The organism is Acidovorax sp. GW460-11-11-14-LB4, assembly GCF_059423685.1.
The window spans coordinates 13,426-39,862 of record NZ_JBWKYJ010000044.1 but is presented as its reverse complement, the minus strand read 5'-3'; the positions used below and the strand labels follow the sequence as shown (position 1 = coordinate 39,862).

The window sequence follows — 26,437 nt, the reverse complement described above, 5'->3', positions numbered from 1 at the left end:
CGAGCGAAGCCTTGTATTCTATACCGGTTTTAAACCACCAAGAAGACAAAACCAAACTTTCTTCGCCAACCTTCCGAATCATCTGCCGCAGCACCTAAGCACCACCACAAACCACCCCATCGACCCCCAACACTTTTGCGCTCAGGTCTCAGCAGCGAAGCCCTCGACTATAGCACGGTTTACAACAGGCAGCAGGGTAATCCCAGGGGGTTGCCCGTCTCAGCCCCGCTCATGCTATTGGAGATTCAGTCCCGCAGGCCCGTCACCGCGGCCTCCAAGGCATCCAGGAACAGGAAAGCCACGCTCTTTCTGGCGGTCTCCATAAGCATTGCGTCAACAGCCATCTCGCGAACGTCGCGTAAGCTGCTGTGACTACAACCCGTACCAGTCGCTTTTTCATCTACACCAACCATGACGGATTACACCAAGGCGGCATTGGATCTTGCCCATGAGGCTCTCTACAGGACATCGCCCAACCCCCGCGTGGGCTGCGTGCTCGTCGACCACGACGGCACCATCATTGGCCAGGGGTCCACCCAGCGCGCGGGGGGGCCACATGCGGAGGTGATGGCTCTGCGCGACGCAGAGCAGAGGGGCTATTCCCCTCAAGGTGCTACCGCCTACGTCACGCTAGAACCTTGCTCACACCATGGACGTACGGGTCCTTGCTGCGATGCACTCATTAAGGTAGGTATCGCCAAGGTCGTCGCATCGATTGCCGACCCCAACCCCGCAGTGGCGGGCAATGGGTTTGCGCGCCTGCGTGCGGCGGGGGTAGCTGTAGAGGTAGGGCAAGGAGCGGAAGCATCCAGGGAGCTGAACCTGGGATTTTTCAGTCGGATGATTCGAAAAACGCCCTGGGTCCGCATGAAAGCAGCCGCCTCGCTCGACGGTGTGACCGCCTTGCCCAATGGAGCAAGCCAATGGATCACAGGTCCCGCCGCTCGTACCGACGGACATGCATGGCGCGCAAGGGCTTGCGCGGTGTTGACCGGCATCGGGACCGTACTCGCAGATAACCCACGACTGGATGTGCGGGATGTACCCACCGATCGGCAACCCGCACTCGTTTTGGTGGATAGCGAGCTAGCTGTTCCTCTGGATGCCTTGCTTTTCGCAGCGGACCGGTCGGTCTATATCTACACAGCCTTTGCACACGAGAAAAAACGCAGAGCGCTCGAAGCCCTTGGCGCCACCGTGATCACAATGCCGAATAGTGCCGGCAAGGTGGACTTACCTGCGATGGTGCAAGACCTCGGGCGCAGGGAGATCAATGAACTGCACGTGGAAGCAGGTTACAAGCTCAATGGCTCGCTGCTGCGCGAAGGACTGGTCGATGAACTACTGGTCTATCTCGCCCCCAAGCTGATGGGCGAGGGCATGGGATTGGCCCAGATAGCTCCCTTGGCGACACTTGCCGAGGCACATGCCCTCAGCTTCCATACGGTAGACAGGATCGGGGAAGACCTGCGCGTCCTTGCACGCTTGCAGGGGCGCGACAGGTTCTGAAGAAATCGCTGCGTAACTGATCTCGGAATTTTCCGCCAATCAAAGTTACGCCCGACCGGCTGTCACTCCATCATGTGACTGGCGCAAAAAATCCCGCCAGAGCGCGACACGGATAATCCAGCTCTATGGCACTTATCACCTTACTGGACGCCCAGCTCGCATTTGGGCATGTTGCACTGCTGGATCACGCCGGCTTTTCCCTGGAGACCGCTGAGCGGGTTGGCCTGATTGGCCGCAATGGCGCGGGAAAGTCTTCCCTTCTCAAAATCCTGGGAGGACTTGCCAAGCCGGATGATGGCTCTTTGCAAGTTCAACAGGGGGTACGCATTGCCTTCGTCGCACAGGAGCCGACGTTAGACCCCGATGCCACCATTTTCAAGGCAGCCTCCGAAGGCCTGCAACGCGTGATCGCTATCCGCGATCAGTACCTCTCGGGGGCGGATGGACTGGATCTGGATGCATTGCAATCGGAGATCGAGGCCTACGACGCCTGGAACTGGGAGCAGCGTGTAGAAGAAACCCTGCAGAGGTTGCATCTCGACCCGGACGCCGTGGTCGGAGCACTCTCTGGCGGCACCAAAAAACGCGTGGCGCTGGCGCAGGCGCTGGTGGCACGCCCTGACGTGTTGCTGCTCGACGAACCCACCAACCACCTGGATCTGGACTCCATCGAGTGGCTGGAAGACCTGCTGCTGGACTTTCCGGGCAGCGTCGTGACCATCACCCACGACCGGTCCTTCCTTGACCGTGTGGCCACCCGCATCGTGGAGCTGGACCGCGGTCAATTGCGCTCCTACCCCGGTAACTTTGCTCAATACCAGATTCAGAAAGAAGAGCAGTTGGCGCAGGAGGCAGTGATCGCCGCCAAGGCCGACAAGCTCCTGGCACAAGAAGAAATCTGGATTCGGCGTGGTGTGGAAGCGCGCCGCACCCGCAGCCAGAGCCGTATCAGCCGCTTGGAACAGCTACGCGCCCGGCGGGAGGCTCGCCGTGAGGTCGTTGGCAGTGTGCGCATGGATGTCGCCACCGGAAGCTCCAACGGCTACCAGGGCAAGATCGTGGCGGAACTGCAAGGAGTGAGCAAAGCCTTCGGCGACAAAACCATCGTCCACAATTTCTCCGGGACGATACTGCGCGGGGACAAAGTGGGCCTGATCGGCCCGAACGGCGCCGGTAAAACCACGCTGCTCAAGATGATCTTGGGCGAACTGCAGGCCGACAAGGGCACCATCCGGCAGGGAGCGAACCTGCAAGTGGCCTACTTTGACCAGATGCGGCACGCCGTCAACCTCGACGCCACATTGGAAGACTTCATCAGCCCTGGCAGCGAATGGATCGAGATCGGCAATCAGCGCAAACACGTCAAGAGCTATCTGAGCGACTTTCTGTTCTCCCCCGCGCGCGCGCACTCCCCAGTGCGGACGCTGTCCGGCGGGGAACGCAACCGCCTGCTGCTTGCCCGGCTGTTCGCCCGACCGGCCAATGTCCTGGTACTGGATGAGCCCACGAACGACCTGGACATTGACACCTTAGACCTGCTGGAGGAATTGCTCGAAAACTACGAAGGCACGGTGTTCCTGGTCAGCCATGACCGCACCTTTCTCGACAACGTGGTGACCAGCACCCTCGCTTTTGAAGGCAACGGCCTGTGGCGCGAGTACGAAGGCGGCGTACAAGACTGGTTGCTCCAATCCAAACGCAGTCGGTCACTGCAAGCTGCTGCTGCAACGTCCTCCAAACCACCCACACCGGAAGTTTCCAACCAAAGCACGCCGGAGCGCACATTAAATAAGCCTGCACAGCTATCAAAAAAGAAGCTGAGTTACAAAGAGCAGCGCGAACTGGATCAACTGCCTGGCCTGATCAGTACGCTAGAGACGGAACAGAAATCCCTTCAAGACGCACTGGCCGACGGCTCACTCTTTGGTACTGACCCCACCCGCGCGGCGGCCATGACAAGCCGAGCAGCCGCCATCGACGAAGAGCTGATGACTGCGTTGGAGCGCTGGACAGCACTCTCTGAATAGGCGCCAAACCGGTTCATGGCGCGAGGGCTCTGGCGGGGACACACATGGTGAAGGCCCGCCGCCAGGGCTCGGTAATCGCCCTTAAATCCGGTGGTGCAGGCGGTCCGTTGTTCCGCGCAACCGGGCAATCAAGGCAGGAGCAATCTGCCCCAGCGGCAGCACCTCGTCGGCGGCACCGTGGGCAATGGCTTCCCGCGGCATGCCAAACACGATGCAGGTCGCCTCATCCTGCACATAGTTGTAGCTGCCGGCGTCTTTCATCTCCCGCATGGCAACAGCGCCATCGTTGCCCATGCCCGTGAGCATGATGCCAAACGCGTTGCGCCCCACCACCGCCGCTGCGGACTTGAAGAGTACCTCGACCGAGGGCTTGTGGCGATTGACCGGAGGGCCATCGTCCACCACCGCGACATAGTTGGCGCCACTGCGCGCCACATGGAACTGTGTGCCGCCCGGTGCGATGTAGGCATGGCCGGGCAGAATGCGCTCGCCATTCACCGCCTCCTTGACAGTGATCTGGCACAACCCGTTCAAACGGGCCGCAAAACTGGTAGTGAACCCGGGAGGCATGTGCTGGGTGATCACGATCGCGGGCGAATCCGCAGGCATCTGGACCAGCACCTCCTTGATGGCTTCGGTACCACCGGTGGACGCCCCAATGCAGATGAGCTTTTCAGTGGAAAGGCGACCCAGCAGACCCGCTGCGGGTACGGCGTGGGGCAAAGGAGTGCCCCCCACAACACTGGAGGCTGGGCCTGCATCACGCACAGGGGCGCGGCGCACTTGCGCGACGGCAGCAACGCGGATCTTGTCCACAATCTGTGCCGCCAAATCGTTGAGCCCGCTGGCCAGCCCCACACGCGGTTTGGCCACAAAGTCGACGGCGCCCAACTCCAAGGCCTTCATGGTGACCTCCGCGCCACGCTCGGTCAGCGTGGAGATCATCACTACCGGAGTCGGCCGCAGACGCATCAAGCGCCCCAGAAAATCAATGCCGTCCATGCGCGGCATTTCAACGTCCAGGGTGATGACATCCGGATCCAATTCGCGAATCATCTCGCGCGCCACCAGAGGGTCGTTGGCCGTGCCAATGCACTCCATGTCCCGCTGGCGGTTGATGATCTCTGACAGCAGACTACGGACCAGCGCCGAATCGTCCACCACGATCACCCGGATTTTCCTGCTCATTAACTCAAACCTTTATCAAAACAGATCCACAGAACCACCCGACGTGGTCTTGGCAACAGTGGCCGCGTTGCCACGAACCTCCTGGGCCACGAGGGCTTCGGGATGGGCATGCGCCAACCGTTTCACCATCGCTTTGCCGGTCACTGGAAAGAAAACCACCTTGCGCGGATAGATGTCGAGCACGTCCTCGGAGACGATCGGAATGCGCTCAGTGTGCAAATAGTTCAACACAAAATTCGTGTTGCGCTCACCCACATTCATGGTGGTGAAGTTGTGCATCACCTGGGCCCCTCCAAAGATCTTGGCCTGCATGGTTTCACGGCGTGCACCGAGCTTGAGCATTTCATTGATCAACAGCTCCATCGCGTAGGAACCATAACGCCCGGATGCGTCCGCCAGATCGCCGTCCGGCAGCATGAAATGGTTCATTCCTCCCACACGTGCGCGGCTGTCCCACAGGCAGGCAGCGATGCACGAGCCGAGCACGGTCATGATGACCATGTTCTCATCCGACACGAAATACTCACCAGGCAGTACCTTCACCGCGTTGTGCTGGAAGTGGTGATCAAGGTAAAAAAACGAGGCCTCTCCTGGCTTGCGGCTGCGGGCCTTGAGCTCCTGCAGCGACGACTCGCGCGCGGGCCCGTTGCCAGAGCTGTAGATATCGGCGCTCAGCGGCGCAATACGCGGAGCGCGGCGCCTTTCGGAACTGCCGGGCACAGCAGCAGCATTGGAAGGGGATGAACCTGTTTGAATGTTGGTCATGGGTGCAATGTGCAGGACAACATGGACAGGTCAGCGGCGCTCGTACACCGTCTTGCCACGCAGGGTGAACAGGTCTTTGGACTCGCTGAAGTTCTCGGCGTGCCCCACAAACAACATGCCACCCGGTTTGAGCACGCGGTGGATTCTTTCCAGCACGCGCCGCTGTGTAGGGGCATCAAAGTAAATCATCACATTACGGCAGAAAACCACGTCAAAGGGCTCCTTGAATGGCCAATCGTCGCGGATGAGATTCACGCTCATGAAGTCGATGGCACGCCGCAACTCCGGCTTGGCGCGGACCATGCCCGCGTTCCCGCCTTTGCCTTTGAGGAAGAATTTCTGCAAGCGCTCAGGGCTCAAGCCCTTGACGCTGTCGAGCCGGTACACGCCCTGCGCCGCGGTGGCCAGCACGCGCGAATCAATGTCGCTGGCTGTCAACTTGAAGGAGGCGTTGGCGCCGAGCGCCTCCAATGCGGTGATCACGATGGAGTAAGGCTCTTCGCCCGTGGAGGCCGCGTTGCACCAGACCCGCCAGTTGGCGGATGGCTTGGAGCGCAGGTGCGACGCAAAGATCTCGAAATGATGCTGCTCGCGAAAGAATGCCGTGAGGTTGGTGGTCAGCGCATTCACGAACTCCTGCCACTCTGGCCCGTCATGGGTCTCCAGCCAGCTCAGGTAGTCGTGAAAGCTGGTGTGCCCCGTGTCGCGCAGCCGACGCGACAGGCGGCTGTACACCATGGCGTGTTTGCCATCATGCAAGCTGATGCCAGCGCGCTGATAGATCAGCGCCTGCACACGGGCAAAGTCTGCATTGGTCCAGACAAATTCTCGCCCCTGGGCCAGAGGGCCAGAGGGCGCTGCGGCTGCGGTATACGCAGGATCTACCCGGGCTGGGCCTGACCGGACTGACGCCGAAGCACTGGTGGTTTGGGCCATATTGATCGTCCGAGGGGAAGTCCTGTTCGCTCCAAAAGGTCTGCGAGCGCAGCTCACAGCCTGACATGTGCCTGCGCCACCACTGGCTGCTGACTGCTACGCCTTATTCGTTGGCGGTCACCAGGCCCATGTCCACGCTGGACATGAGCTTTTCAATATCCAGCAAGATCAGCATGCGCTCGCCCACGGACCCCAAGCCCAAGATGCAGCTGTTGTCGATCGCACTCTCAATATCAGGGGCCGAACGGATGCTCTCTGGTGTCAACTCCATCACATCGCTCACCGAATCCACCACAATGCCCACCACACGGTTGCGCAGGTTGAGGATGATGACCACTGTGAAACTGTTGTAGTCCGCCTGCGCACAGTTGAACTTGATGCGCATGTCCACGATGGGAACAATCGTGCCGCGCAAATTGACCACGCCCTTGATGAAGTCTGGCGCGTTCGCAATGCGGGTGGGAGGTTCGTAGCCCCGGATTTCCTGCACCTTCAGGATGTCGATGCCGTACTCTTCCTGGTCGAGGCGGAACGTCAGATATTCACGAGCACCCGTTGGTGCAGCGTCTGCAGTTTTACCGATCACACTCATGGTGCATTCTCCTTTCATGGCGGCGCAGCGCCCCCCAGGGGCGCCCGCACCTGTATCTAGTGGCGCGCCCGACGCACCAAGCCACCCGTGTCCAAAATCAAGGCCACGGTGCCGTCACCCAAAATGGTGGCGCCCGACACATTGGGCACCTTGCGATAGTTCGACTCCAGATTCTTGACGACCACCTGGTGCTGGCCGAGCAACTCATCCACCAGCAAGGCCACACGGCTTCCGTCAGCCTCGACCACCACCATGATGTTGCTGGATTTGTTGAGGTCAAAGCGCGGAACCTGGAAGATCTTCTCCAGCGCGATGACAGGCATGTATTCGTCGCGCACCTTGACCAGCTGCGAGCCTTGCGCCACGGTGCTGACATCGTCCGCATTGACCTGGAACGATTCCACCACCGACGACAGAGGAAGGATGTAAACCTCCTCGCCCACCCCCACCGACATGCCATCCATGATGGCGAGCGTCAGGGGTAGGCGAACGGACACCTTCATGCCGTAGCCCTCTGCAGAATCGATCTCTACCGAGCCGTTGAGCGCTGCGATATTGCGTTTGACCACGTCCATGCCGACCCCACGGCCTGACACATCGGTCACCTCATCGGCCGTGGAGAAGCCTGGAGCAAAAATCAGCTGCCAGACATCGGCATCGCTCATCTGATCGGACACCTCGATGCCGCGCTCCTGGGCCTTGCTGAGGATCTTCTCGCGCGACAGGCCACGACCATCGTCACGCACCTCGATCACGATCGACCCACCTTGGTGCGACGCCGACAAGGTGATGGTGCCGTGCTCGGATTTGCCCTTGGCGAGACGATCGGCAGGCATTTCAATACCGTGGTCGCAGCTGTTACGCACCAAGTGGGTCAGCGGGTCGGTGATCTTTTCGACCAAGCCCTTGTCCAGTTCGGTGGCTTCACCCAGGGTCACCAGCTCCACCTTCTTGCCCAGCTTGTTCGCCAGATCGCGCAGCATGCGCGGGAAGCGGCTGAAAACGATGGACATTGGAATCATGCGGATCGACATCACCGACTCTTGGAGGTCGCGCGTGTTGCGATCCAGATCTGCCAAACCGGCCAGCAATTGCTGGTAGGCCCCAGCATCGAGGCCCCGGCTGTTCTGCGCCAACATGGCCTGCGTGATCACCAACTCACCCACCAGGTTGATCAGTTGATCGACTTTCTTCACATCCACGCGGATGGTGGTGGACTCCATCTGCGCCTGCATCGCCACCTTGGGCTCGGCGCTCGCCTTGGGCGCAGCTTTGGGAGCTTGCGTGACAGGCGCATGGGCAGCCGCCGCAGCTTCACCATGGGGTGCTCCGGGTGCGCCGTTGAAGAATCCATAAGGCGCTTCGCCCCCGGAGGTATCCACGGCAACCACAGGCTCGCCGTCTGCATCGGCGGCGGCAGCGTCACCAGACGCGGCACCATCACGAATCAGCACCTGCTCCTTGGAAACATGGAACGCAAACAGGTCCAGCAGATCATCGTTGGTAGACGTCGTTTCCACCGCAAAGACCCGCGTATTGGCCTGGCTACCCGGGACATCGCGGATCGCCCCCAAACCGGGAATGTCTCGGAACAATTCTTTGATCGCGTCGGCCTGCTCGGGGCGGTCCAGTGGCCCGATCTGGATTTCCAGCTGCCGCGGCTGCCCTGGCACAACAGGCGCGGAAACCTTGGGCGCAGGAGCCGGGGCTACTGCCACCGGCGCGGGTGCAGGAGGAGGCGGCGCTGCGACCACAGGTGCAGCGTCGCCGGGCACCAAGCCCGCCGCCAGGTCGCTGATTCGGCGAACCAGGGAGGTGGTGGAAACCGCCTCACCTTGTCCACCCGCCTGATGCCGTGCCAGCAGGCTGCGCGAAGCATCCGCAGACTCCAGCAGAACGTCCACCATCTGAGGGATGGGCTGCAGCTCATGGCGGCGCAGACGATCAAGCAGGGACTCCATCTGATGGGTCAGCTCGGCCACGTCAGAAAACCCGAAGGTGGCAGAACCTCCCTTGATCGAGTGAGCGCAGCGGAAGATGCCGTTGAGCTCTTCGTCGTTGGCACTGCTCAGGTCCAGATTCAGGAGCATCTGCTCCATCTGGTCGAGGTTCTCACCCGCTTCCTCGAAAAAGATCTGATAGAACTGGCTGAGGTCGAAGTCAGCGCCTGCACCTGATCCTTCTTGGTAGGTTTCCGCCATGGTGGGCTCCTGTGTACTAAATGATCTCAGTCAACCCGGCTCAGCGGATCACTTTCTGGATGACTTCGATCAGGCGATTCGGATCAAAAGGTTTTACCAGCCATCCCGTGGCACCCGCTGTGCGGCCCGCCTGCTTCATTTGATCGCTCGACTCCGTCGTCAGGATCAGGATGGGAATGGTCTTAAATTTGGGATGCTCGCGCAGTTTGCGGGTCAGGCCAATACCATCAAGACGTGGCATGTTCTGGTCTGCCAGCACCAGGTCAATGTTGTGCGTCTCGGCCTTTTCGAGGGCATCTTGCCCATCCACTGCCTCCACGACGTGATAGCCGGCACCAGTGAGGGTGAACGACACCATTTTGCGCATGGAAGGTGAATCATCAACGGCAAGGATCGATTGCATGTATGGCTCCAACTGACTTGAATATATAAGGTAACCAGTGATGTGAACGTCAAAACAGGTCCACAGAACCTGCATCCATCTCGCTTTGGGTGACAGGGTTCGGCCTGTCGGGCGCCATCTCCGCAAAGGGCGCGGCATCTTCACCTTCTTCATGCCCCATGGCTTCCGAGGCCAGCCGGAAGGCACAGCCCTGCAGCACCTTGGTGGTGTGCCATATCAGTTGGGAGGCCATGTCCTGGAACTGCAACTCAGTCACTGCGCTGCGCAACGCCGTACGCGCGGCCACCAACTCCGGGGAGTCCGCCACTACAGCATCTGTCAACATGGCGTTTGCCTCTCCAAACCGTTCCAGCAGGTTGTCGGTGGCGTGGTTCAGCAAGCCTTCCAGGCGGTGCAAGTCGTGCATCACGACCAACAAAGAGTCCTGCAGCTCTGCCGCCACCATGACGGGAACCTGGACAGCAGGTCCTCCAGGCGTTGTTAGCGTAGATTGCATCGTTTCTCCATCGCAGCACGTAGCAGCAAAACACGCAAATACACAGGACTACGATACTTGCATCAGTAACCAGCCAAGGCCCCTGAGCAAACCGGAGCATCCGCGCCCATTGGACGCTGACGCACAAACCATCCCAACCGGACAAACACCCTTGTTTGTTCCAATTTGTATCCTATGATAGCGCTCCTATGGGCCCTGCAACACCAGACCAGACCCTTGAAATCCTCCATCTTGAAGATTCACCGGCCGATCACGAATTGGCAGCGCGTGCGTTGCGTCGATCAGGGCTCCGTTGCCACCTCCAGCGGGTTGACACCCTTTCTGAATTCCAAAGACTGACGGACACCGGCCGCTTTGACATCATCCTGGCAGATTACCGCCTGCCAGGCTTCACCGCATTGGATGCATGGGCCCATGTGGCGCAAAAACCGCATCACCCACCTTTTGTGCTGCTTTCAGGTGCCATTGGCGAGCCTGCAGCGGTTGACGCGATGCGGCTCGGGGTAGCGGACTATCTGCTCAAGGACGATATCCAGCGCCTCCCGCATGTAATTGCCCGCACCCTGGAAGTGCACGAAGCACGCAACGCGCGCGAGCAGGCTATTGCCGAGCTGGCCACGTCGCAACGCCGCTTGGCCGAGCTGGCCGAGCATCTGCAGACCTCCATCGAGCATGAGCGGGCCGCCATCGCTCGCGAGATCCACGACGACATTGGTGGCGCACTGACCGCAGTACGCTTTGACGTAGCCTGGATAGGGCGCCACAGTACCGATCCTGCCATGCAAGAGCATGCCACCTCTGCGGTGGACATGCTGCAACACGCGATTGGCGCCAGCCAGCGCATCATGATGAACCTGCGCCCCCCCATCCTGGAACAAGGGCTGGTGGCGGCTGTCCAATGGCTGGCCGCTGGCTTTGAGCGCAGGACGGGCATCCCCACAAGGATGCAAAGCAGCAGCGAAACCATCGATACACCCACCGACATCCAATTGGTGGCCTACCGTACTGCCCAAGAAGCATTGACCAATATCTCCAAGCATGCGCAGCCCAGCAAGGTGGACATTGAACTGTCTGACAAGGAAGGGGTACTGACCCTGGAGGTCGCGGACAATGGCCGTGGCATGGATTCCACAGTTCGCGACAAACCAAAAGCCTTCGGCCTCAAGGGCCTTCAAGAGCGTGCACGCACCGTAGGGGGATGGCTGGACATCAGCAGTCGGCCGGGCAAGGGCACGTCGGTCATTCTGTCCGTCCCGTTACCACCTCCTTCCACATCCGCTCCAGGAGATGCCCAGTGATCCATGTCGTCTTGTGCGACGACCATGCCGTATTGCGGCGCGGCATTCGCGACACACTCGCCGAAGCACCGGACATTCAGGTGACCGGCGAAGCGGGCGGGTATTCTGAGCTGCGTGAAGTTCTGCGCACGGCTGCCTGTGATGTGTTGCTGCTGGACCTGAACATGCCCGGACGCAGCGGCCTGGAAGTACTGGCCAGCCTGCGCGAGACCCACTCGACCATCCGGGTGCTGGTGGTTTCGATGTACCCCGAGGATCAATACGCGCTGCGCTGCCTCAAGGCGGGAGCCCAAGGCTATGCCAACAAGGCCGGCGATCCGGTGGAGCTGATTGCGGCGGTGCGCACGGTGATGCAGGGGCGCAAGTACCTCACTGCCGAAGTGGCCCAGATGCTTGCGGACAGCCTGGCTCAACCGACGCCGGAGGTGCCCCATGCGGCGCTTTCCGAACGAGAGCTGCAAACCCTGGTCAAGATTGCATCGGGGCGGCGCCTGTCTGACATTGCCGATGAATTGATGCTGAGTCCTAAAACCGTGAGTGTGTACCGCTCACGGGTTCTCGAAAAATTGAAGCTTTCGAACAATGCTGAACTCACCGTTTACGCCATCCGCAATCAGCTGGTGTAACTAACGGCCCTACCTGCCAACAGAGAACAGATCCACGGCTTGTTGCATCAACGCCAACACCGGTTGCTCCAGCATCGGCAACGTTGCTGCTATGCCCAGCATCCCCACCGTGAGCGTGACCGGGAAACCCACCGCATAGATATTCATTTGCGGCGCCACACGCGAGATGATGCCCATGGTCAGGTTGACGAAGAGCAGCAGCGCAATCATGGGCATGGCAATCCAGAGCGCACTGGAAAAGAGCGAAGCACCCAACTCATACAACCGCATCTGTCCCAACGCCTGCAGAAAATTTCCATCGACTGGAAAGCGGTCAAAACTTTTGACCACGGCCATCAATATCAACAAATGGCCATTGATGACAATGAAGAGCAGCATGGACATGTGGCCAAAAAACCGGGCCACAGCGCTGATCTGACCGTTGGAGGTGGGGTCAAAGAACGATGCAAAGTTGAGCCCCATCTGCAGGCCAATGATTTCACCAGCCAGCTCAACGGCTGTGAACACCAAGCGAACCGAAAAGCCGATCGCCAGCCCCACAGCCACCTGCTGCGCCACCGTGCCCAGCGCCTCACGGCCGTTCACGCTGATGACAGGCTGCTCACCCAGAACACCTTGCGCACACAAAGCCACAAGGAAAGCGAGACCGATTTTTACGCGCATGGGCACGACCCGCATGGAGAACACTGGGGCCACGGAAAACAATGCCAGCACGCGCAAAAAGGGCCACAGAATGGGAGACAGCCACGCCATGATCTGAGCTTCGGAGAAGGTGATCACGCCCCTCCTCCACCGGCGAGGCCTGGGTGCATTGACGGCCAAGGCACGGCCGCCCCCAGTGCTCGTCGCTGACTCCAGCAGCCCAGCATTGTCCTGAGGCCGCCAAGTGCCCAGATTGGCATGTGCTATCCAATCATCGACGGGATCGATTCGATTGTCCGGCGGATGAAGTCCACCAGGGTACTGAGCATCCAAGGCCCAGCAATCGCAAAAACGACCATGGCCGCAATCAGCTTGGGCACAAACGCCAGCGTTGCTTCATGGATCTGCGTGACAGCCTGAAAAATACTGACCAACAAGCCCACCGCCATGACCACCCCCAGCACTGGCATGGAAATCATCAGCAGCAGGGTGAGGGCGTCACGCCCAATGGTCAGCACCATTTGTGAAGTCATGGCGGAATCCTCTAGGTGACGAAGCTGGCGGCCAATGAGCCGATCAGCAGGTTCCAGCCGTCTGCCAGCACAAACAGCATCAGCTTGAACGGCAATGCCACCAACACCGGGGACAACATCATCATGCCCAGGGACATGAGGATGCTGGACACCACCATGTCGATGACAAGAAACGGGATGAAAATCATGAACCCGATCTGAAACGCCGATTTGAGCTCGCTGGTCACAAAGGCCGGCACCAGCACACGGATGGGCGCCGTCTCAGCCGTCACTTTGGGATCAAGACGTGCCAGCCTGGAAAACAGCGCAAAGTCAGATTGCCGCGTCTGCTTGAGCATGAAGCTGCGCATCGGCGCCTCTGCCCTGTCCAGCGCCTGTTCGAAGCTGATGGTGTTGTTGGTATAGGGAACGTAAGCGTCCTGGTACACACGGTCCAGCGTCGGGCCCATGACAAAAAAGGTCAGGAACAGTGACAGCCCGATGATGACCTGATTGGGAGGAGCCGACTGCGTCCCCAAGGCCTGACGCAGCAAGGACAGCACAATCACAATCCGTGTAAAGCCCGTCATCATCAGCAGCACAGCGGGCAAAAAAGACAACGCCGTGAAAAACAGCAGCGTCTGAATGGGTACCGAGTAGCTGGCGCCAGATGGCCCACTGCCAACAACCAGTGGCAATGCGCCCGGACTTTGAGCCCAAGCGGAGCCATGCGCTACCACGCTGGCAACAGCAACGGCCCAAGGCAAAGCACGCCCAGCTGTCCGCGCTACGCGCCTTGGGAGCAAGGATGCGAGCTCAGACATGCGCGGACTTTCCAGAATCAGCGGACGCAGCTCGCATCTCGTGAGCAAACGATGGTTCTGTCGGGAGTGAAACGTTCACGGCGTCCCCAGCCCCCTTGGCCGCCACTGGTAGCACGTGGAGGCAACTGACCTGTTGAGCGGTGACGCCCAGCACCAGCCAAGTACGCGCATGTTCAGGGCCGACTTCCACCGTCACTACCCGCTGTTGAGGGCCGACGGCCACTGCAGACACCACGCGTGACGCCACCCCGGCAGCCAGCGTCCCGGAGGACTGGCGCTGCTGCAGCCGGCGCACAGCCCAGGGAAGCAAAGCCATGGCGCCCACAAAAAGCACCACGACCAGCAGCGTCTGGGTCATGCTCCCACTATCCACGGCTCACCCGCCGCAAACGTTCCGACGGCGTGACCACATCGGTCAGGCGGATACCAAACTTGTCATTGACCACCACCACTTCGCCTTGGGCGATAAGGTAGCCATTGACCAGCACATCCATGGGCTCGCCTGCCAGTGCATCCAGCTCCACCACCGAACCTTGTGCCAGTTGAAGGATGTACTTGATGGGCACTTTGGTGCGCCCCAACTCCACCGACAGCTGCACCGGAATGTCCAGCACCATGTTGATGTCGTTGACAGTATCACCGCCCGCAGCACCGGAAAATGGTCGCACGGGCTCGCCGGAAAGTGGCCCTCCCTGCTCTGCGTCCGCCGGTTTTTCGTCCGTCCGCTTCTGCTCTTCGAGCGCTTCGGCCCAACCCGCAAACGGGTCGTCCGCGCCTGCGTCCTTGTTGTCTTCTTCAGTTGCCATTCTTCTCTCCCAGCCAACTCATGTCCGAAGTGCGCAGGCACTCTTCAATGCGGATGGCGTACTTGGAATTGTGGGTTCCATACTGGCATTCAAAAATAGGAACCCCTCCGATCGATGCACGGATACGGGGCTCGCGGTCCAGTTCGATGAAGTCACCCGGTTTCATGGCCAGCAGTTGCTCCACGGTGGCATCGGCCTTCGCCAGCTCCGCCACCAGCGTAACCTCTGCGGATTGGATTTCACGCTTGAGCACATTCACCCAGCGGCGGTCCACCTCAATGGAATCACCCTGCGTGGACGAATACAGTACATCGCGGATCGGCTCCAGCGTTGCATAAGGCATGCATATATGGATGGCACCGGACAGGTCGCCAATTTCCAGCTGAAAGGCCGTGGACACCACGATCTCGCTGGGCGTTGCAATGTTGGCGAACTGGGGTTGCATTTCCGAGCGCTGGTATTCCAGCTCCAGCGGATAGATCCCCTGCCACGCCTTCTTGTACTCCGCGCAGATCACATCTACGAGCCGGTTGATGACACGCTGCTCGGTAGGCGAAAAATCACGCCCTTCAATGCGGGTCTGGAACTTACCGACCCCGCCATAGAGGGTGTCAATGATGCCGAAGACCAGCGAAGGCTCACAGACGATGAGTCCGCTGCCTCGCAGGGGGCGGATCGCCACGATGTTGAAGTTCGTCGGCACCGCCAGCTCTCGCAGGAAAGCACTGTAGCGTTGCACCGACACAGTCCCCACCGAAATTTCAGGACTGCGGCGGATGAAGTTGAAGAGCCCAATGCGGAAGTTGCGTGCAAACCGCTCGTTGACGATTTCCATCGTCGGCATGCGGCCACGGACGATGCGCTCCTGGCTGGAGATGTCGTAGTTGCGTACCGACCCCGCCTCAGCCACTTCCTCAACGGACTTCTGGCTCTCGCCAGTGACCCCTTCCAGAAGGGCATCGACCTCTTCCTGCGAAAGAAATGAATCACTCATGGCTGGTCCTTACCCGGCTGGCTCATTGGATGATGAAGCTCGAAAAGAGCACCTTGCGCACAGGATTGCGCTCTGTGCGCTTGCGCGCGGCGGGGCGTTCCTCTCCATCTCCGTCCTGCTCAGCGGCGGCGGCAGCCTTTGCACGCTCACGCTCTGACGGCACCGAGTAGCCCAGAGGGCGCGAGACTTCGCGCAAGACGTCGGTAGCGAGCTTTTCCTTGCCCTCGCGCTGCAGCAGCTCCGTGGACGTGCGTTGCGACACCAGCATCAGGATTCCACTGCGGATCGACGGCAGGTACTGCTTCACCTGTTCTGCAGTCTTTGCATCCTCCAGCTCCAACGTAATGCCGATCTGCGCAAAGCGATCACCGCCGGGATCAGCCAGATTGACCACCATGTTTTCCAGGGGCAGGAAGGTGGGGGCTACCTTAGGCGCCTCCTTGTGAGCCGCAGGTGCACCGCCGCCCTCTTCGTCCTCAGCGGCATGCGACCGACTGGAGATGAACCATGCTGCTGCGCCCCCTCCGATCACTAGCACAGCCACCACCACGCCGATGATGATCAACAGCATCTTCTTGCTTTTGGCGGGTGCGGCTGCTGCGGGAGTATTGGCTGACACAATGGAATTCCTTGCGATAGGGAACAGGCAGAACAGACGCTATCAAAGTGCAAGCGCAACCTGTTGGCCCATTATGGGTCGGGGGTGTAACCAATAATAGCCAGAATAAAAGCCCAAAACCATGGCATTCACCGCGCTCGCCTGGACTGCGGAGACGGGAGCAGAACTACAGACCGCCCACATCACCCCGCAGAATCAGACGAAGACGTCCACGGCCCGGTCTGTCGCCCCACCACCGCGCGCCAGCGAGGCTGTGCCAGCAGGCACAGCAGATACCACCTGCGCCTGGCGTGCCCCGTCGCGAGGCCGCTGCTGCCCCGCCTCGCCACCACCGGCACGGTCGCGTGCCGATGTGCCCACCGACATGCCAGACAACACCAAACCCTCACTGCGCAACAGATCACTCAACTGCGCCATGCTCTGGTCCAGCAGCTCCCGCGTCTGCTGCTGGTCGCTGCGGAACGACACGTGCGCTTCGTTGCCCGACAGAGACACAGACACCTCCACCGGCTGACCATCACGCTGCAGCGTCAACTCCGCGTTCTGGGTCTTCTGGTTCACCCAGTAGGCCACCTGTTCGGCCACCTGCTCTTCTGCACCCAAGGCGTTAGGGTCTGCAAAGACCGTTGCATCGGTGACGTTACTGGACTCCACAGGAGATGCGCCCAATGTGCTCTCAGACCATGCGCCCCCATTTCCCGGGTTCTCACCGGCAGAGTGCCCACCGGCAGCGAATTCGGGCGCTCGTGCAGAAGCGACGGAGGTCAACAGACCATCAGCAAGAGGTGTGACTCCTTCGAAGCCAGTAGCTGCGGATGACAGCCCGCCCACGCGCTCAGAAGATTGTGCCCCCGTCGATGCGGCCTGGGCAGAGCGCTCAGTCATCGCCTGTGAAAGCGCAGCGGCCGCCGGAGTGTGTCCGAATGAATGAGGTTTCAACTCGCCAACCGTGCCTTGCCCCAAACTGACGTCCCCCGAACCTGAAAGCCCAGTGCGGAGCGCCGCGACGTTCTGCAACCGAGAGAATGTACGACCAGCCATGGACGTCGCGCCCAAAGGTTGCGCATCCTTAATGTCTGCAGCAGAGTCCAACATCGCCGTCTCTGCCACCAAGCCTTGGGTACGGCCAAATGGCGTCCACTCGGCCCCAGAACCTACTGGAGACGCCCCCCCCGCACCCAAAGCGGCAGCGAGGCGCGATCCACCGTCAGCGCCTGTGGAGGCCGGAGGAGCGACATTGGCCGAAGCCATGCCCAATAACCCTTGCCATGCAGCCACCGCAGAGGCGTCTACAGCCGTGGATCCGACGCAAGGAAGGCCGTCCGCGGCGAGAACATCCGATCCTGCCGAGCCCAGTACGCCCCCCTCCTCCACCTCGTCCCCCAACGCCGCCAGCAAAGCCAAAAAATCACCCCCAGCCGCAGGATCGCTAGCGTCTGCGGCAGCAGTCTGGGCCGATGATTTGGCGCGAGTCGTGTGGGCGGGCTGGGTGCCCTGCGAGGAGGCTACTTTGGTCGGTTCCATGTTCAATTCTCCTGGCCCGCGTTGCGATACTGCAGCGCGGCGCGTTCATCGGTCTGTTTTTGGTCTCTGCGCTGTTGCTGCAGGGTGAGGTCGTTGCGTCGCTTGTCTACCACCTTGCGCAGACTGGCCAAACGCAGCTCTGCATCTAACAGAGCGCGCTGGGCAGCTTGCACCCGCGCAGACTGGTCACCCACCACACTGGTCTGGATGCTGGCCGCATGACCCAGCCTGTCCATGAAGTGGTAGTGGTGGTACATCACTTCGGGCTGCATGGCCGCACCTGCCTTCATGCCCCAGCGTGACTCGGTTTCACGGGCGTAGTCTTCCAGCTGATCGAGCTGGGCACGCGCTGCCTGCTCGGCAGCCAGCGTGTCCTGCAGCACCTTACGGGCATCGTCCCGCTTGCGAGAGGCCACTTCGACTGCGACAGAGAGGGCGTTAAGGTTGGACATGATGGCTTCCCTTGTCCGCCGTCAATGGTCCAGCACCGCCGCCATGGCGGCTACGCTGTGGTCCATGGAGGCCGCCTCGTACATGTCCTGCTGCAGAAAACCCGCCATCTGTGGCTGAAGGCGGATAGCCTCGTCCAATGCCGGGTCGGAGCCGCTCATATAGGCCCCCACCTGCACCAGGTCCCGGCTCTTCTGGTAACGCGAATACACCGCACGAAACCGCCGCGCCAAGTCAAAATGCCCGCGAGACACCACGTTGTGCATCACCCGCGATGCCGATTGCTCAATGTCGATGGCCGGGAAATGCCCGGTCTCAGCCAGGGCACGCGACAACACAATGTGCCCATCCAGAATGGCACGGGCAGCATCCGCGATCGGGTCCTGCTGGTCATCACCTTCCGATAGCACCGTATAAAACGCCGTGATCGAGCCGACACCATGCAGGCCGTTGCCGCTGCGCTCGACCAGCTGCGGCAGCTTTGCAAAACAGGACGGCGGATACCCTTTGGTTGCTGGCGGCTCGCCGATGGCCAGAGCAATTTCCCGCTGCGCCATTGCATAGCGGGTCAGTGAATCCATGAGCAGCAGCACATGCTGCCCTTTGTCGCGAAAATGCTCCGCCACCGCAGTAGCGTAGGCCGCCCCCTGCATGCGCAACAACGGAGGCGCGTCGGCAGGTGCCGCCACCACCACGGATCGTGCGCGGCCTTCCTCGCCCAGGATGTCTTCCACAAACTCCTTGACTTCGCGCCCCCGCTCCCCAATGAGCCCCACCACAATCACATCGGCCTGTGTGTAGCGCGCCATCATGCCCAGCAGCACACTCTTGCCCACCCCGGAGCCTGCAAACAGCCCCAGACGCTGGCCCCGCCCTACGGTCAGCAAGGCATTGATGGCGCGCACGCCAGTATCCAAGGGCTCACGCACCGGATCCCGATCCATGGCATTGATCTGCCGCCGCCCCATGGGCTCCGACACGACATCCTGCACCGGTCCACCATGGTCGAGGGGCAGGCCTTGCGCATCCACCACACGGCCCAACAAGCCGTCGCCCATGGGCAAACGAAGCACCCCGGCGCGTTGTACCGGCCGGGGAGGCTCGCCCAAGCGAGGCATGGGGATATATGGCGCAGCCGGCACCACACTCGCGCCACTGGACAGCCCATGGATATCGCCCGCCGGCATTAAAAACGCACGGTCGGCAGAAAACCCCACGACCTCAGCCAATACCGGCGCGTGCCCCGGCATTTGCACCATGCACTGCGACCCCACAGGCACGCGGATCCCCACCGCCTCCAGCACCAGTCCCGTCAGTCGGGTCAGCGTACCCCGCGTCTCCAACGGCGCCCCTTCGGCCACGCGCTCGCGCGCGTCGTCCATGAAGCGGGTCCAGGCAGAGTCAAGGTCGACGGTCATCGCCATCCCCACGCGTCTCGTCATCCCAGGGTGACTGCAGCCCCAGCGACGCAATGGCACGCTGCCACCGTTTGTCGATGCTGCCATCAACGACCGTGCCCGCCGACTCCACCATGCAGCCGCCAGCAGGCACCGCGGCATCCGCCATCCACTGCACGCCAGGCGCATTGATCTCTTCGCGCAGAGGCTGGGCCATGGCCTCCATATCCTCCGGATTGAGCCGGACGGTGGCAGGCCGCCCTTCAGTGACCAGCATGCCCACGGCCTCCCGCACCACCGGCAACAAGGCATTGGGATTGACCGACAGTTCCTGGCGCACCACCTGGCGCGCGATGTCACACGCCAGCTCCAGCACCTGCTGCGCCATGTGCTGCTGCATGTCGATCAGGCTGGCTTCCAGTGTCTGCAGCACGCTTTGCATGCGCTGTGCCGCCTCTTGTCCCTGCTGGGCAATGTATTCATCCATGCGGCGCTGCCACTCGAGCGCCGTCTGCGCCTGCCCTTGGGCAAAGCCCTCTGCATACGCATCGTCGCAAGCCTGCTGGACAAGCGCCTGCTGTGCCGCTTCATCCAGCTCGGCGGGCAGCTCCGCCACAGGTTCCGGCTCGGGCTCTGGCTCGACCAGATCGGAGCCGTCTACCGCGGCAAACTTCCACTGCTTGAAGTCGCCGACTTCCTCGCTGGGAATGAACCGCGAATAGGACCGCTGGTTAGACGAAGGCATCATCACCACCGCCTCCGATCACGATCTGGCCTTCGTCAGACAGGCGACGCACCGTCTTGAGGATTTCCTTCTGCTGCGCCTCGACCTCGGACAGCCGCATCGGGCCGCGCGATTCGAGGTCTTCGCGCAGCGCGTCGGCTGCACGCGAAGACATGTTGGAGAGGAATTTTTCGCGCAGTTCGGGCACTGCGCCCTTGAGAGCCACGATGAGAGTTTCGGATGCCACTTCCTTGAGTACCGTTTGAATGGCCTTGTCGTCCAGCTTGAGAACATCCTCGAACACGAACATCTTGTCCATGATCTTCTGCGCCAGGTCAGGGTCGTAGCCCCGGATGGATTCGAGCACCACGGCGTCCATGTTGCCGCCCAGCAAGTTGATGATTTCTGCGGCAGCCTTGACACCGCCCAGCGAACTCTTGCGGATCTTGTCCCCGCCCGCCAGCACCTTGAAAAGCACTTCGTTCAGGTCCTTGAGGGCTGTCGGCTGGATACCTTCGAGCGTGGCCACACGCAACAGAATTTCGCTACGCTGGCGATCCGTCAGGTGCATCAGGATGCCCGAGGCCTGGTCGCTGTCCAGATGTACCAGGATGGCAGCAACGATCTGCGGGTGCTCGTTACGCAGCAGTTCAGCCACTGACAACGGATCCATCCACTTGAGACTCTCAATGCCCGAGACATCTCCGCCCTGCAAGATACGGTCGATCAGCAGTCCCGCCTTGTCATCGCCGAGCGCGCGCTTGAGCACAGCGCGCACGTAATTGCCGGTGTCGGATACCAACAGGCTTTGCGCTGCGGCCGCGTTGGAGAATTTGTTGATGACCTCGTCCACCTTTTCGCGCGACACCGAGCGCATGCGCGCGATGGTCTCGCCCAGCTTCTGCACCTCTTTGGGCGAGAAATGCTTGAACACCTCAGCCGCCTCTTCCTCGCCGAGGGACATCAGCATGATGGCGGCATCGTGGAGTCCTTGGTCGTCCATGGTCGTGGTCCGTGCAATCGGTAGCGGTAGAGGCGACTAAACGGGCTCGCCGTTCAGCCAGGTCTTGAGAATATTGGCGACCGCGACCGGATTCTCCTTGGCCAGCGTGCGCGCATCTTCCAGGCGCAGCTGCTCGGGGGTCGCGGGCAACACTTCGTCCTTGCGGGCGGGCGCTGCCAATGCCGGGCGCTCGGGTGTTTCTGCCTCCAGCGCGTCCAGCTGTCCACCTGCCACCGGCTTGGCGGCACCGGCCTTGGCCGGCGCTGGGCCCTTGAGCGCAGGACGCACCAGCCCCATCAGCACCAGGGCAGCAAACAGAACCGCACCTACGGGCCAGGCAAAGGTCTTGGCCAGATCAACCACCTCAGGCTGCTTCCAAAGCGGGGTGTCTGTGGTGGGCACTGCGGTCACCTGGAACGGCGTATTCATCAGATTCACCGAATCACCGCGTTCGCGATTGAAGCCAATGGTTTCACGCACCAGCGCCGTCATCTGCTCGATCTGCTCGGGCGTCAGCGCCTTGGTCACGGTCTTGCCCTTGTCCTCGGCCGACTGGTAGTTGACCACGACCGCAGCACTCAGCCGCTTGACTGCGCCTGTACTGCCACGGACCACTTTCACCGTCTTGTCCACTTCATAGTTGGTGGTGGACTCGCGCTTGTTGGACTGCTCCTCAGTCCCCTGTTGGCCGCCCGCGTTGGGCGCAGGGTTGGCGCCATTGATGGGCGCTGCAGACGGAGCGGGAGGCTGATTGGCAACCGCACCGGGCACACCCGTGGCGGTCTTCGTCGCGCTGCCACGGCTTTCCAGCACCTGCTGGCTGCGTACGGCGCTGGAGTCTGGCGTCTGGTTGGGGCGGAATTGCTCGGAGGTGGACTCGGTCTGGGAGAAGTCCACCTCAGCCGTCACCTGTGCCTTGACGTTGTCACGGCCGACCACGGGCTCCAGAATGTCCATGATGCGGCGCGAATACTGCTGCTCCAGCTGCTGCACATACAAGAGCTGCTGGGCATTGATTTCAGCACCGGCCGTGCTGTCGGGAGACTGGGACAGCAGCTTGCCCGTGTCATCCAGCACACTCACGGCCGACGGCGCCAGTTCCGGCACGCTGGAAGCCACAAGATGCACGATGCCCGCGAGTTGGGCACGGTCCAGAATGCGGCCGGGGTGCAGGCTCACCAGTACCGAGGCCGACGGCTTTTGCTGCTCACGGAAAAATCCGTTCTGGTTGGGCAAGGCCAGGTGCACACGGGCACTTTGCACGGACGACAAGGCTTGAATGGACCGGGTGAGCTCCCCCTCCAGCCCGCGCTGGAAGTTCAGGCGCTCCTGAAACTGCGTCATCCCGAATTTGTTGGACTCCATCAGCTCAAAACCTGCGACGGAGCCCTTGGGCAGGCCCTGAGTGGCCAGTCGCAGACGCACGTCATGCACGCGCTCCGCTGGGATCAGGATGGCGCCGCCACCCTCGGAATACTTGTAGGGCACATTCATTTGGGAGAGCTGCGCCACCACGGCTCCGCCATCCTTGTCGCCCAGATTGGAAAACAGTACCCGGTAGTCGGGTTGGCGCCCCATCACGACGGCCGCAACGGCAGCAGCCACCAGCAGCGCCACGCCCGCACCCAGCCGCATGCGCTGCGCCCGGTCGAGGGCGGACAGCCGCTGCAGCCAGTTGGGACTGGCCGGCGTCGGGAGCGGATTGAGAGGGACTTCAGCAACAGCAGACATCTTGCTTTCCATTAAAGCAGGCCCTGCAACAGACCTAGCGTGGGGTCGATTATTCGGTCACGCCCCCAAAATGTTCGCTGGATAAGCCGTCCGTTTGGCCATCTATTCAGAGCGATGCATCCTGGGCCGGTAGCTAGGATACGCAGCATACCGCCATTCCCCTACGGATACCGCCATGGACCTTCGCATCTCCAGCTCAACCGCCCCGCTGACGGGCGCTGGCGTCGCGCGCCGTGCTGCAGCGCCGCAAACCACGGGCAATGAAGTCGGCTTCTCCGGCGCGCTCAAGGGCGCATTGCAGTCAGTGAGTGCCGCGCAGAACAAATCTTCCGAGATGCAAAAGGAGGTGCAAATGGAAAACCCCTCCGTGAGTCTGGAAGAGACCATGGTGGCTATCCAGAAGGCGCAAATCGGCTTTCAAGCCACACTGCACGTGCGCAATCGCATGGTGCAGGCGTACACCGATATTATGAATATGCAGGTGTGAGCTGCTGGCGAAGTATGAAGGCCCCGTTCTCAACGGGGCAGCCGTGTGGCACTGCGCTGTGCCAAGACAAGAAACTATATTTTTGATAGCAGCAAAGACATGCTGCACTAGCAGCCTCAGGCAAATTTATTGCATTTTTTGACCCAGAGACGCTTGGCGGTCGAAGTAGCGACAGGTTCAGCACCGCGCACTTTGGCACCCCACTGGACGCCCCCCCCCTCAACCGGGGTGCTCCGCTAATCCGGCAATCCCAGCCCCAACAAGCAGCCATCTTTGACCGCTAGGCCGCTGCCGCACACAGCAGCCCGGGCGTGTTGCGCGGCCCGCACTCAGTGCATCATCTGGGGCTGCCCCTCGAACAGATGCTCGAATTGCGCGAGCCAAGGCTCTGCCAGGCAGCGGATCTGCGCATCGTTGCGCAAGATGCGCTGCATGATGCGGGTCTTCTCACGGCGGTGCTCAGGCAGCAATTCGTGCTCTTGCGACTTGAAGCGCAGTTGCTCGATCAGCACGGCACAGGCGCCTTCATAGCGCACCACACCATCCCAATCCTTGAGCTTGGCAGCCTCCAGCATCTTGGCGCTGCTGTCTTCAATCGCCTTGTAATAGTCAATCAGCATGTGAGACATGGTCAGGCCTCCACCAGCACGGGCTGGCCCGAGGCTGGCGTTTCGGAAGCACCGGCACCCGATTTCTTGATTTCATTCCACCCGGTTGCCACGGGCTCGATCAGGCGCATGACTTCTTGCATCATGGCGTCGTCGTTACGGGCATTGGCCAGCGTAAGGCGATGGATGCAGTAGTCATAAAGCGCACCCAGGTTCTCCGCCAGTTCACCGCCATCCACCTTGTCGAGCGAGGTGCTCAACCCCTCTTCCAGAATTCGGATGGCCTTGGAAATGGCATTGACCTTGCCGAGCACATCACCGCGCGCCATGGCGCCGCGTGCAGTGGCAATGGAGTTGAGAACACCTTCATACAGCAGGCTGACCAGCTGGTGCTGGTCGATCGTGTGCATGCTGGTCTCTACGTTGATGCGCTGGTACGCGTTGGCTGCACGGGGGCTGTAGGCGCTGAACATGCTGACAATCCTTCCGAGGTATTACTTAAGTTATCGGCGTGCGCCAAGAAAACTGAAGCCTCTGTTTATTCAGCCCGTCGATTTATTCCAGGCCGCCACCTGCTGCGAGATATAGGCGTTCAGGCCATTCAGGCTGCTCAACTGGCTGTCCAGCGCGTTATAGCGCCGCGTGATGCGTTTTTCAAATGCGTCAACCTTTTCGTTCACGCGCGTTTGGTCCTGAGAATTGCGCTTGAGACTCAGCTGCAGGGTGTCGTCCTTGGATTTGAAGAAACCATCGTTGGCCAGCAGATTGGTGGTCAGCGCCTTCAGTTGCACCGCAATGCCATCGGCCGATCCGCCTCCGGTGTTGCGGAACAGGTTCTTCACGTCGTCAGGCTTCTCAGTCAGGGCCTTGTTCAGCTTGGTGGAGTCGACGGCCAGATTCCCGCCCAGCTGCTGCGTGATGCCGACATCTGCCAGACGCTGGAAGGCCCCGCCACCCGTCGAGATCGACTGGATCGCGTTGCGCAGAGAGTTCTGCAGTGCCACAGCGGTCGAATCCCCTTGCAAAAGCCCCGCCGAACGGGTCTTTGCGTCGTATTTGGTCGCATCTTGGAGCAATTCGTTGATGGCGTTGTAGGCCTTCACGAATCCATCAATGTTGGACTGGATGGCAGAGTTGTCCTTGCTCACGGTGATATCAATGGGAGCCGTCGTCACTTGCTCGGCCTTGAAAGTTACACCCGAAATCGTGGACGCAAACGTATTAGTGGCCGAAGACACCGCGATCCCGTTGACCGTGGCCTTGGCATTGGCGGCAGCCTGTGTGACCGTGGCGCCATTGACGAGGCGGGACAAACCCGTGGCATCGGTGTTGCCGGCACTCTGGGGATCCGTATCACCACCTTCCATCACGCTCAGTCGAAATCCGAATTCCTCACCAGTGCTCTTGCTGCGCAGCAGCAAACGCTCGCCCGAAGCGTCGCTGAGAATCGACGCAGTGACCCCTGCATTGGCGCCATTGATCTTGCTGGCCACATCCGACAGTTTGTCGCTGGCGCTGATGCTGATGTCCACGGGCTGGCCACTGCCAGGCGTGAACGATGCGGGCGCCACACTCCACTTGCCCAATTCAAGGCGCAGCGTACCCGCCCCGAGCGCACCACCTACGGGCAGCAAAGCGGCCGACGCTGTGGCCTGTGCCTTGGCAAGGCTTTGGACTTCCACACTGAACGTTGTGGGCAGCGTGCCCCCAACGGCAGTGGCGGAAACATATTTGGAGTCGGATGACGTGGTGGCCACACCATTCCACCCGGTCACGCTGGTCAGCTTGCCAGCAGCGTCCTGTAGCGTGGAGACCAGCGACTTGATCTGCCCAAAGGCGGAAATCTTGGTATTGACCGTGGCCGCTTGCAGCTTGAGCGTGTCCAGGGGCTTTTTTTCCAGGGCGACGAGCTGGGAGATGATGTTTTTGACATCAAGTCCATTCGTGCCGACACCTGGGGATGAAATGGTTGCCATACAAACCTCCTGAACTGGTCCAACGGAAATTATGGCGCCGAACGGCGATCAAGAACGTCCGTAAACACGCCAGGAAACCCGTCTTATCCAGCGGTCCTG

The 26,437-nt window shown here is 60.7% G+C and carries 28 protein-coding genes; 5 read left to right on the top strand and 23 right to left on the bottom strand.

Features of this window, described 5'->3' with window-relative positions:
- Positions 1-411: 411 nt before the first annotated feature.
- Entirely contained in the window at positions 412-1,509 is a 1,098-nt protein-coding gene (gene ribD / locus AC07X4_RS15730; protein WP_494740595.1) for a bifunctional diaminohydroxyphosphoribosylaminopyrimidine deaminase/5-amino-6-(5-phosphoribosylamino)uracil reductase RibD, read from the top strand.
- 125 nt (positions 1,510-1,634) lie between these two features.
- Positions 1,635-3,536, top strand: coding sequence for an ATP-binding cassette domain-containing protein (locus AC07X4_RS15725; protein ID WP_494740594.1), 1,902 nt, complete (start codon positions 1,635-1,637; stop codon positions 3,534-3,536).
- A gap of 81 nt (positions 3,537-3,617) precedes the next feature.
- On the opposite strand, the gene AC07X4_RS15720 is transcribed toward AC07X4_RS15725, so the two are convergent.
- The 7 genes from AC07X4_RS15720 to AC07X4_RS15690 all read right to left on the bottom strand — a co-directional run bounded on the left by AC07X4_RS15720 (position 3,618) and on the right by AC07X4_RS15690 (position 10,117).
- Positions 3,618-4,724 (bottom strand): protein-glutamate methylesterase/protein-glutamine glutaminase, encoded by a 1,107-nt coding sequence (locus tag AC07X4_RS15720; RefSeq protein ID WP_099729194.1) that lies wholly within the window; start codon positions 4,722-4,724, stop codon positions 3,618-3,620.
- A 15-nt stretch (positions 4,725-4,739) separates the two neighbouring features.
- A complete protein-coding gene (gene cheD / locus AC07X4_RS15715) occupies positions 4,740-5,489 on the bottom strand; it encodes a chemoreceptor glutamine deamidase CheD (protein WP_056748055.1) in 750 nt (249 codons plus the stop codon).
- 30 nt (positions 5,490-5,519) lie between these two features.
- Positions 5,520-6,425 carry a CheR family methyltransferase gene (locus AC07X4_RS15710; protein ID WP_494740593.1) on the bottom strand — a complete coding sequence of 302 codons (906 nt, stop codon included), beginning with the start codon at positions 6,423-6,425 and terminating at the stop codon, positions 5,520-5,522.
- A gap of 103 nt (positions 6,426-6,528) precedes the next feature.
- A complete protein-coding gene (locus AC07X4_RS15705) occupies positions 6,529-7,017 on the bottom strand; it encodes a chemotaxis protein CheW (protein ID WP_015015794.1) in 489 nt (162 codons plus the stop codon).
- A 56-nt stretch (positions 7,018-7,073) separates the two neighbouring features.
- Positions 7,074-9,218 carry a chemotaxis protein CheA gene (locus AC07X4_RS15700; RefSeq protein WP_494740592.1) on the bottom strand — a complete coding sequence of 715 codons (2,145 nt, stop codon included), beginning with the start codon at positions 9,216-9,218 and terminating at the stop codon, positions 7,074-7,076.
- A gap of 40 nt (positions 9,219-9,258) precedes the next feature.
- The gene (locus AC07X4_RS15695) at positions 9,259-9,621 is read right to left on the bottom strand and encodes a response regulator (RefSeq protein ID WP_015015796.1); all 363 of its coding nucleotides are present in this window, start codon (positions 9,619-9,621) and stop codon (positions 9,259-9,261) included.
- 49 nt (positions 9,622-9,670) lie between these two features.
- On the bottom strand, positions 9,671-10,117 hold the full coding sequence (locus AC07X4_RS15690) for a hypothetical protein (protein WP_056065760.1): 447 nt from the start codon (positions 10,115-10,117) through the stop codon (positions 9,671-9,673).
- A 188-nt stretch (positions 10,118-10,305) separates the two neighbouring features.
- On the opposite strand from AC07X4_RS15690, the gene AC07X4_RS15685 reads away from it, so the two are divergent.
- Complete coding sequence (locus tag AC07X4_RS15685) at positions 10,306-11,415, top strand: hybrid sensor histidine kinase/response regulator (RefSeq protein ID WP_494740591.1); 1,110 nt, start codon at positions 10,306-10,308, stop codon at positions 11,413-11,415.
- On the top strand, positions 11,412-12,041 hold the full coding sequence (locus AC07X4_RS15680) for a response regulator (RefSeq protein ID WP_056065755.1): 630 nt from the start codon (positions 11,412-11,414) through the stop codon (positions 12,039-12,041). The genes AC07X4_RS15685 and AC07X4_RS15680 overlap by 4 nt, the downstream gene beginning before the upstream one ends.
- Before the next feature lie 9 nt (positions 12,042-12,050).
- On the opposite strand, the gene fliR is transcribed toward AC07X4_RS15680, so the two are convergent.
- The 13 genes from fliR to fliF all read right to left on the bottom strand — a co-directional run bounded on the left by fliR (position 12,051) and on the right by fliF (position 23,267).
- Positions 12,051-12,821, bottom strand: a complete 771-nt coding sequence (fliR, locus tag AC07X4_RS15675) for a flagellar biosynthetic protein FliR (protein ID WP_056065753.1) — start codon at positions 12,819-12,821, stop codon at positions 12,051-12,053.
- Positions 12,822-12,946: 125 nt separating this feature from the next.
- Entirely contained in the window at positions 12,947-13,216 is a 270-nt protein-coding gene (fliQ, locus tag AC07X4_RS15670) for a flagellar biosynthesis protein FliQ (protein ID WP_015015801.1), read from the bottom strand.
- Positions 13,217-13,227: 11 nt separating this feature from the next.
- Positions 13,228-14,019: a flagellar type III secretion system pore protein FliP gene (fliP, locus tag AC07X4_RS15665; RefSeq protein WP_200938979.1), complete on the bottom strand. Its 792-nt coding sequence runs from the start codon at positions 14,017-14,019 to the stop codon at positions 13,228-13,230.
- Positions 14,012-14,377, bottom strand: a complete 366-nt coding sequence (locus AC07X4_RS15660; protein ID WP_056065746.1) for a FliO/MopB family protein — start codon at positions 14,375-14,377, stop codon at positions 14,012-14,014. Before AC07X4_RS15660 ends, fliP begins: the two co-directional genes overlap by 8 nt.
- A 7-nt stretch (positions 14,378-14,384) precedes the next feature.
- The gene (gene fliN, locus AC07X4_RS15655; protein ID WP_015015804.1) at positions 14,385-14,825 is read right to left on the bottom strand and encodes a flagellar motor switch protein FliN; all 441 of its coding nucleotides are present in this window, start codon (positions 14,823-14,825) and stop codon (positions 14,385-14,387) included.
- Entirely contained in the window at positions 14,815-15,819 is a 1,005-nt protein-coding gene (gene fliM, locus AC07X4_RS15650) for a flagellar motor switch protein FliM (protein WP_056065744.1), read from the bottom strand. Before fliM ends, fliN begins: the two co-directional genes overlap by 11 nt.
- Positions 15,820-15,841: 22 nt before the next feature.
- On the bottom strand, positions 15,842-16,438 hold the full coding sequence (locus AC07X4_RS15645) for a flagellar basal body-associated FliL family protein (protein ID WP_444825345.1): 597 nt from the start codon (positions 16,436-16,438) through the stop codon (positions 15,842-15,844).
- A gap of 195 nt (positions 16,439-16,633) precedes the next feature.
- Positions 16,634-17,107, bottom strand: coding sequence for a flagellar hook-length control protein FliK (locus tag AC07X4_RS15640; RefSeq protein WP_494740590.1), 474 nt, complete (start codon positions 17,105-17,107; stop codon positions 16,634-16,636).
- 857 nt (positions 17,108-17,964) lie between these two features.
- Complete coding sequence (locus tag AC07X4_RS15635; protein ID WP_494740589.1) at positions 17,965-18,414, bottom strand: flagellar export protein FliJ; 450 nt, start codon at positions 18,412-18,414, stop codon at positions 17,965-17,967.
- Positions 18,415-18,435: 21 nt separating this feature from the next.
- Complete coding sequence (fliI, locus tag AC07X4_RS15630; RefSeq protein WP_099729183.1) at positions 18,436-19,830, bottom strand: flagellar protein export ATPase FliI; 1,395 nt, start codon at positions 19,828-19,830, stop codon at positions 18,436-18,438.
- Positions 19,814-20,554 (bottom strand): FliH/SctL family protein, encoded by a 741-nt coding sequence (locus tag AC07X4_RS15625; protein ID WP_099731973.1) that lies wholly within the window; start codon positions 20,552-20,554, stop codon positions 19,814-19,816. The genes fliI and AC07X4_RS15625 overlap by 17 nt, the downstream gene beginning before the upstream one ends.
- Positions 20,541-21,536, bottom strand: coding sequence for a flagellar motor switch protein FliG (gene fliG, locus AC07X4_RS15620; RefSeq protein WP_056065732.1), 996 nt, complete (start codon positions 21,534-21,536; stop codon positions 20,541-20,543). The genes AC07X4_RS15625 and fliG overlap by 14 nt, the downstream gene beginning before the upstream one ends.
- Before the next feature lie 36 nt (positions 21,537-21,572).
- Positions 21,573-23,267, bottom strand: coding sequence for a flagellar basal-body MS-ring/collar protein FliF (gene fliF, locus AC07X4_RS15615; protein ID WP_056065860.1), 1,695 nt, complete (start codon positions 23,265-23,267; stop codon positions 21,573-21,575).
- Positions 23,268-23,442: 175 nt separating this feature from the next.
- On the opposite strand from fliF, the gene fliE reads away from it, so the two are divergent.
- A complete protein-coding gene (gene fliE / locus AC07X4_RS15610) occupies positions 23,443-23,754 on the top strand; it encodes a flagellar hook-basal body complex protein FliE (protein ID WP_056065729.1) in 312 nt (103 codons plus the stop codon).
- A gap of 329 nt (positions 23,755-24,083) precedes the next feature.
- On the opposite strand, the gene AC07X4_RS15605 is transcribed toward fliE, so the two are convergent.
- The 3 genes from AC07X4_RS15605 to fliD all read right to left on the bottom strand — a co-directional run bounded on the left by AC07X4_RS15605 (position 24,084) and on the right by fliD (position 26,338).
- Positions 24,084-24,383: a flagellar protein FliT gene (locus tag AC07X4_RS15605; protein ID WP_007860919.1), complete on the bottom strand. Its 300-nt coding sequence runs from the start codon at positions 24,381-24,383 to the stop codon at positions 24,084-24,086.
- 2 nt (positions 24,384-24,385) lie between these two features.
- Positions 24,386-24,835, bottom strand: coding sequence for a flagellar export chaperone FliS (gene fliS, locus AC07X4_RS15600; protein ID WP_056065726.1), 450 nt, complete (start codon positions 24,833-24,835; stop codon positions 24,386-24,388).
- 69 nt (positions 24,836-24,904) lie between these two features.
- A complete protein-coding gene (fliD, locus tag AC07X4_RS15595) occupies positions 24,905-26,338 on the bottom strand; it encodes a flagellar filament capping protein FliD (protein WP_056065723.1) in 1,434 nt (477 codons plus the stop codon).
- Between the last annotated feature and the right edge of the window lie 99 nt (positions 26,339-26,437).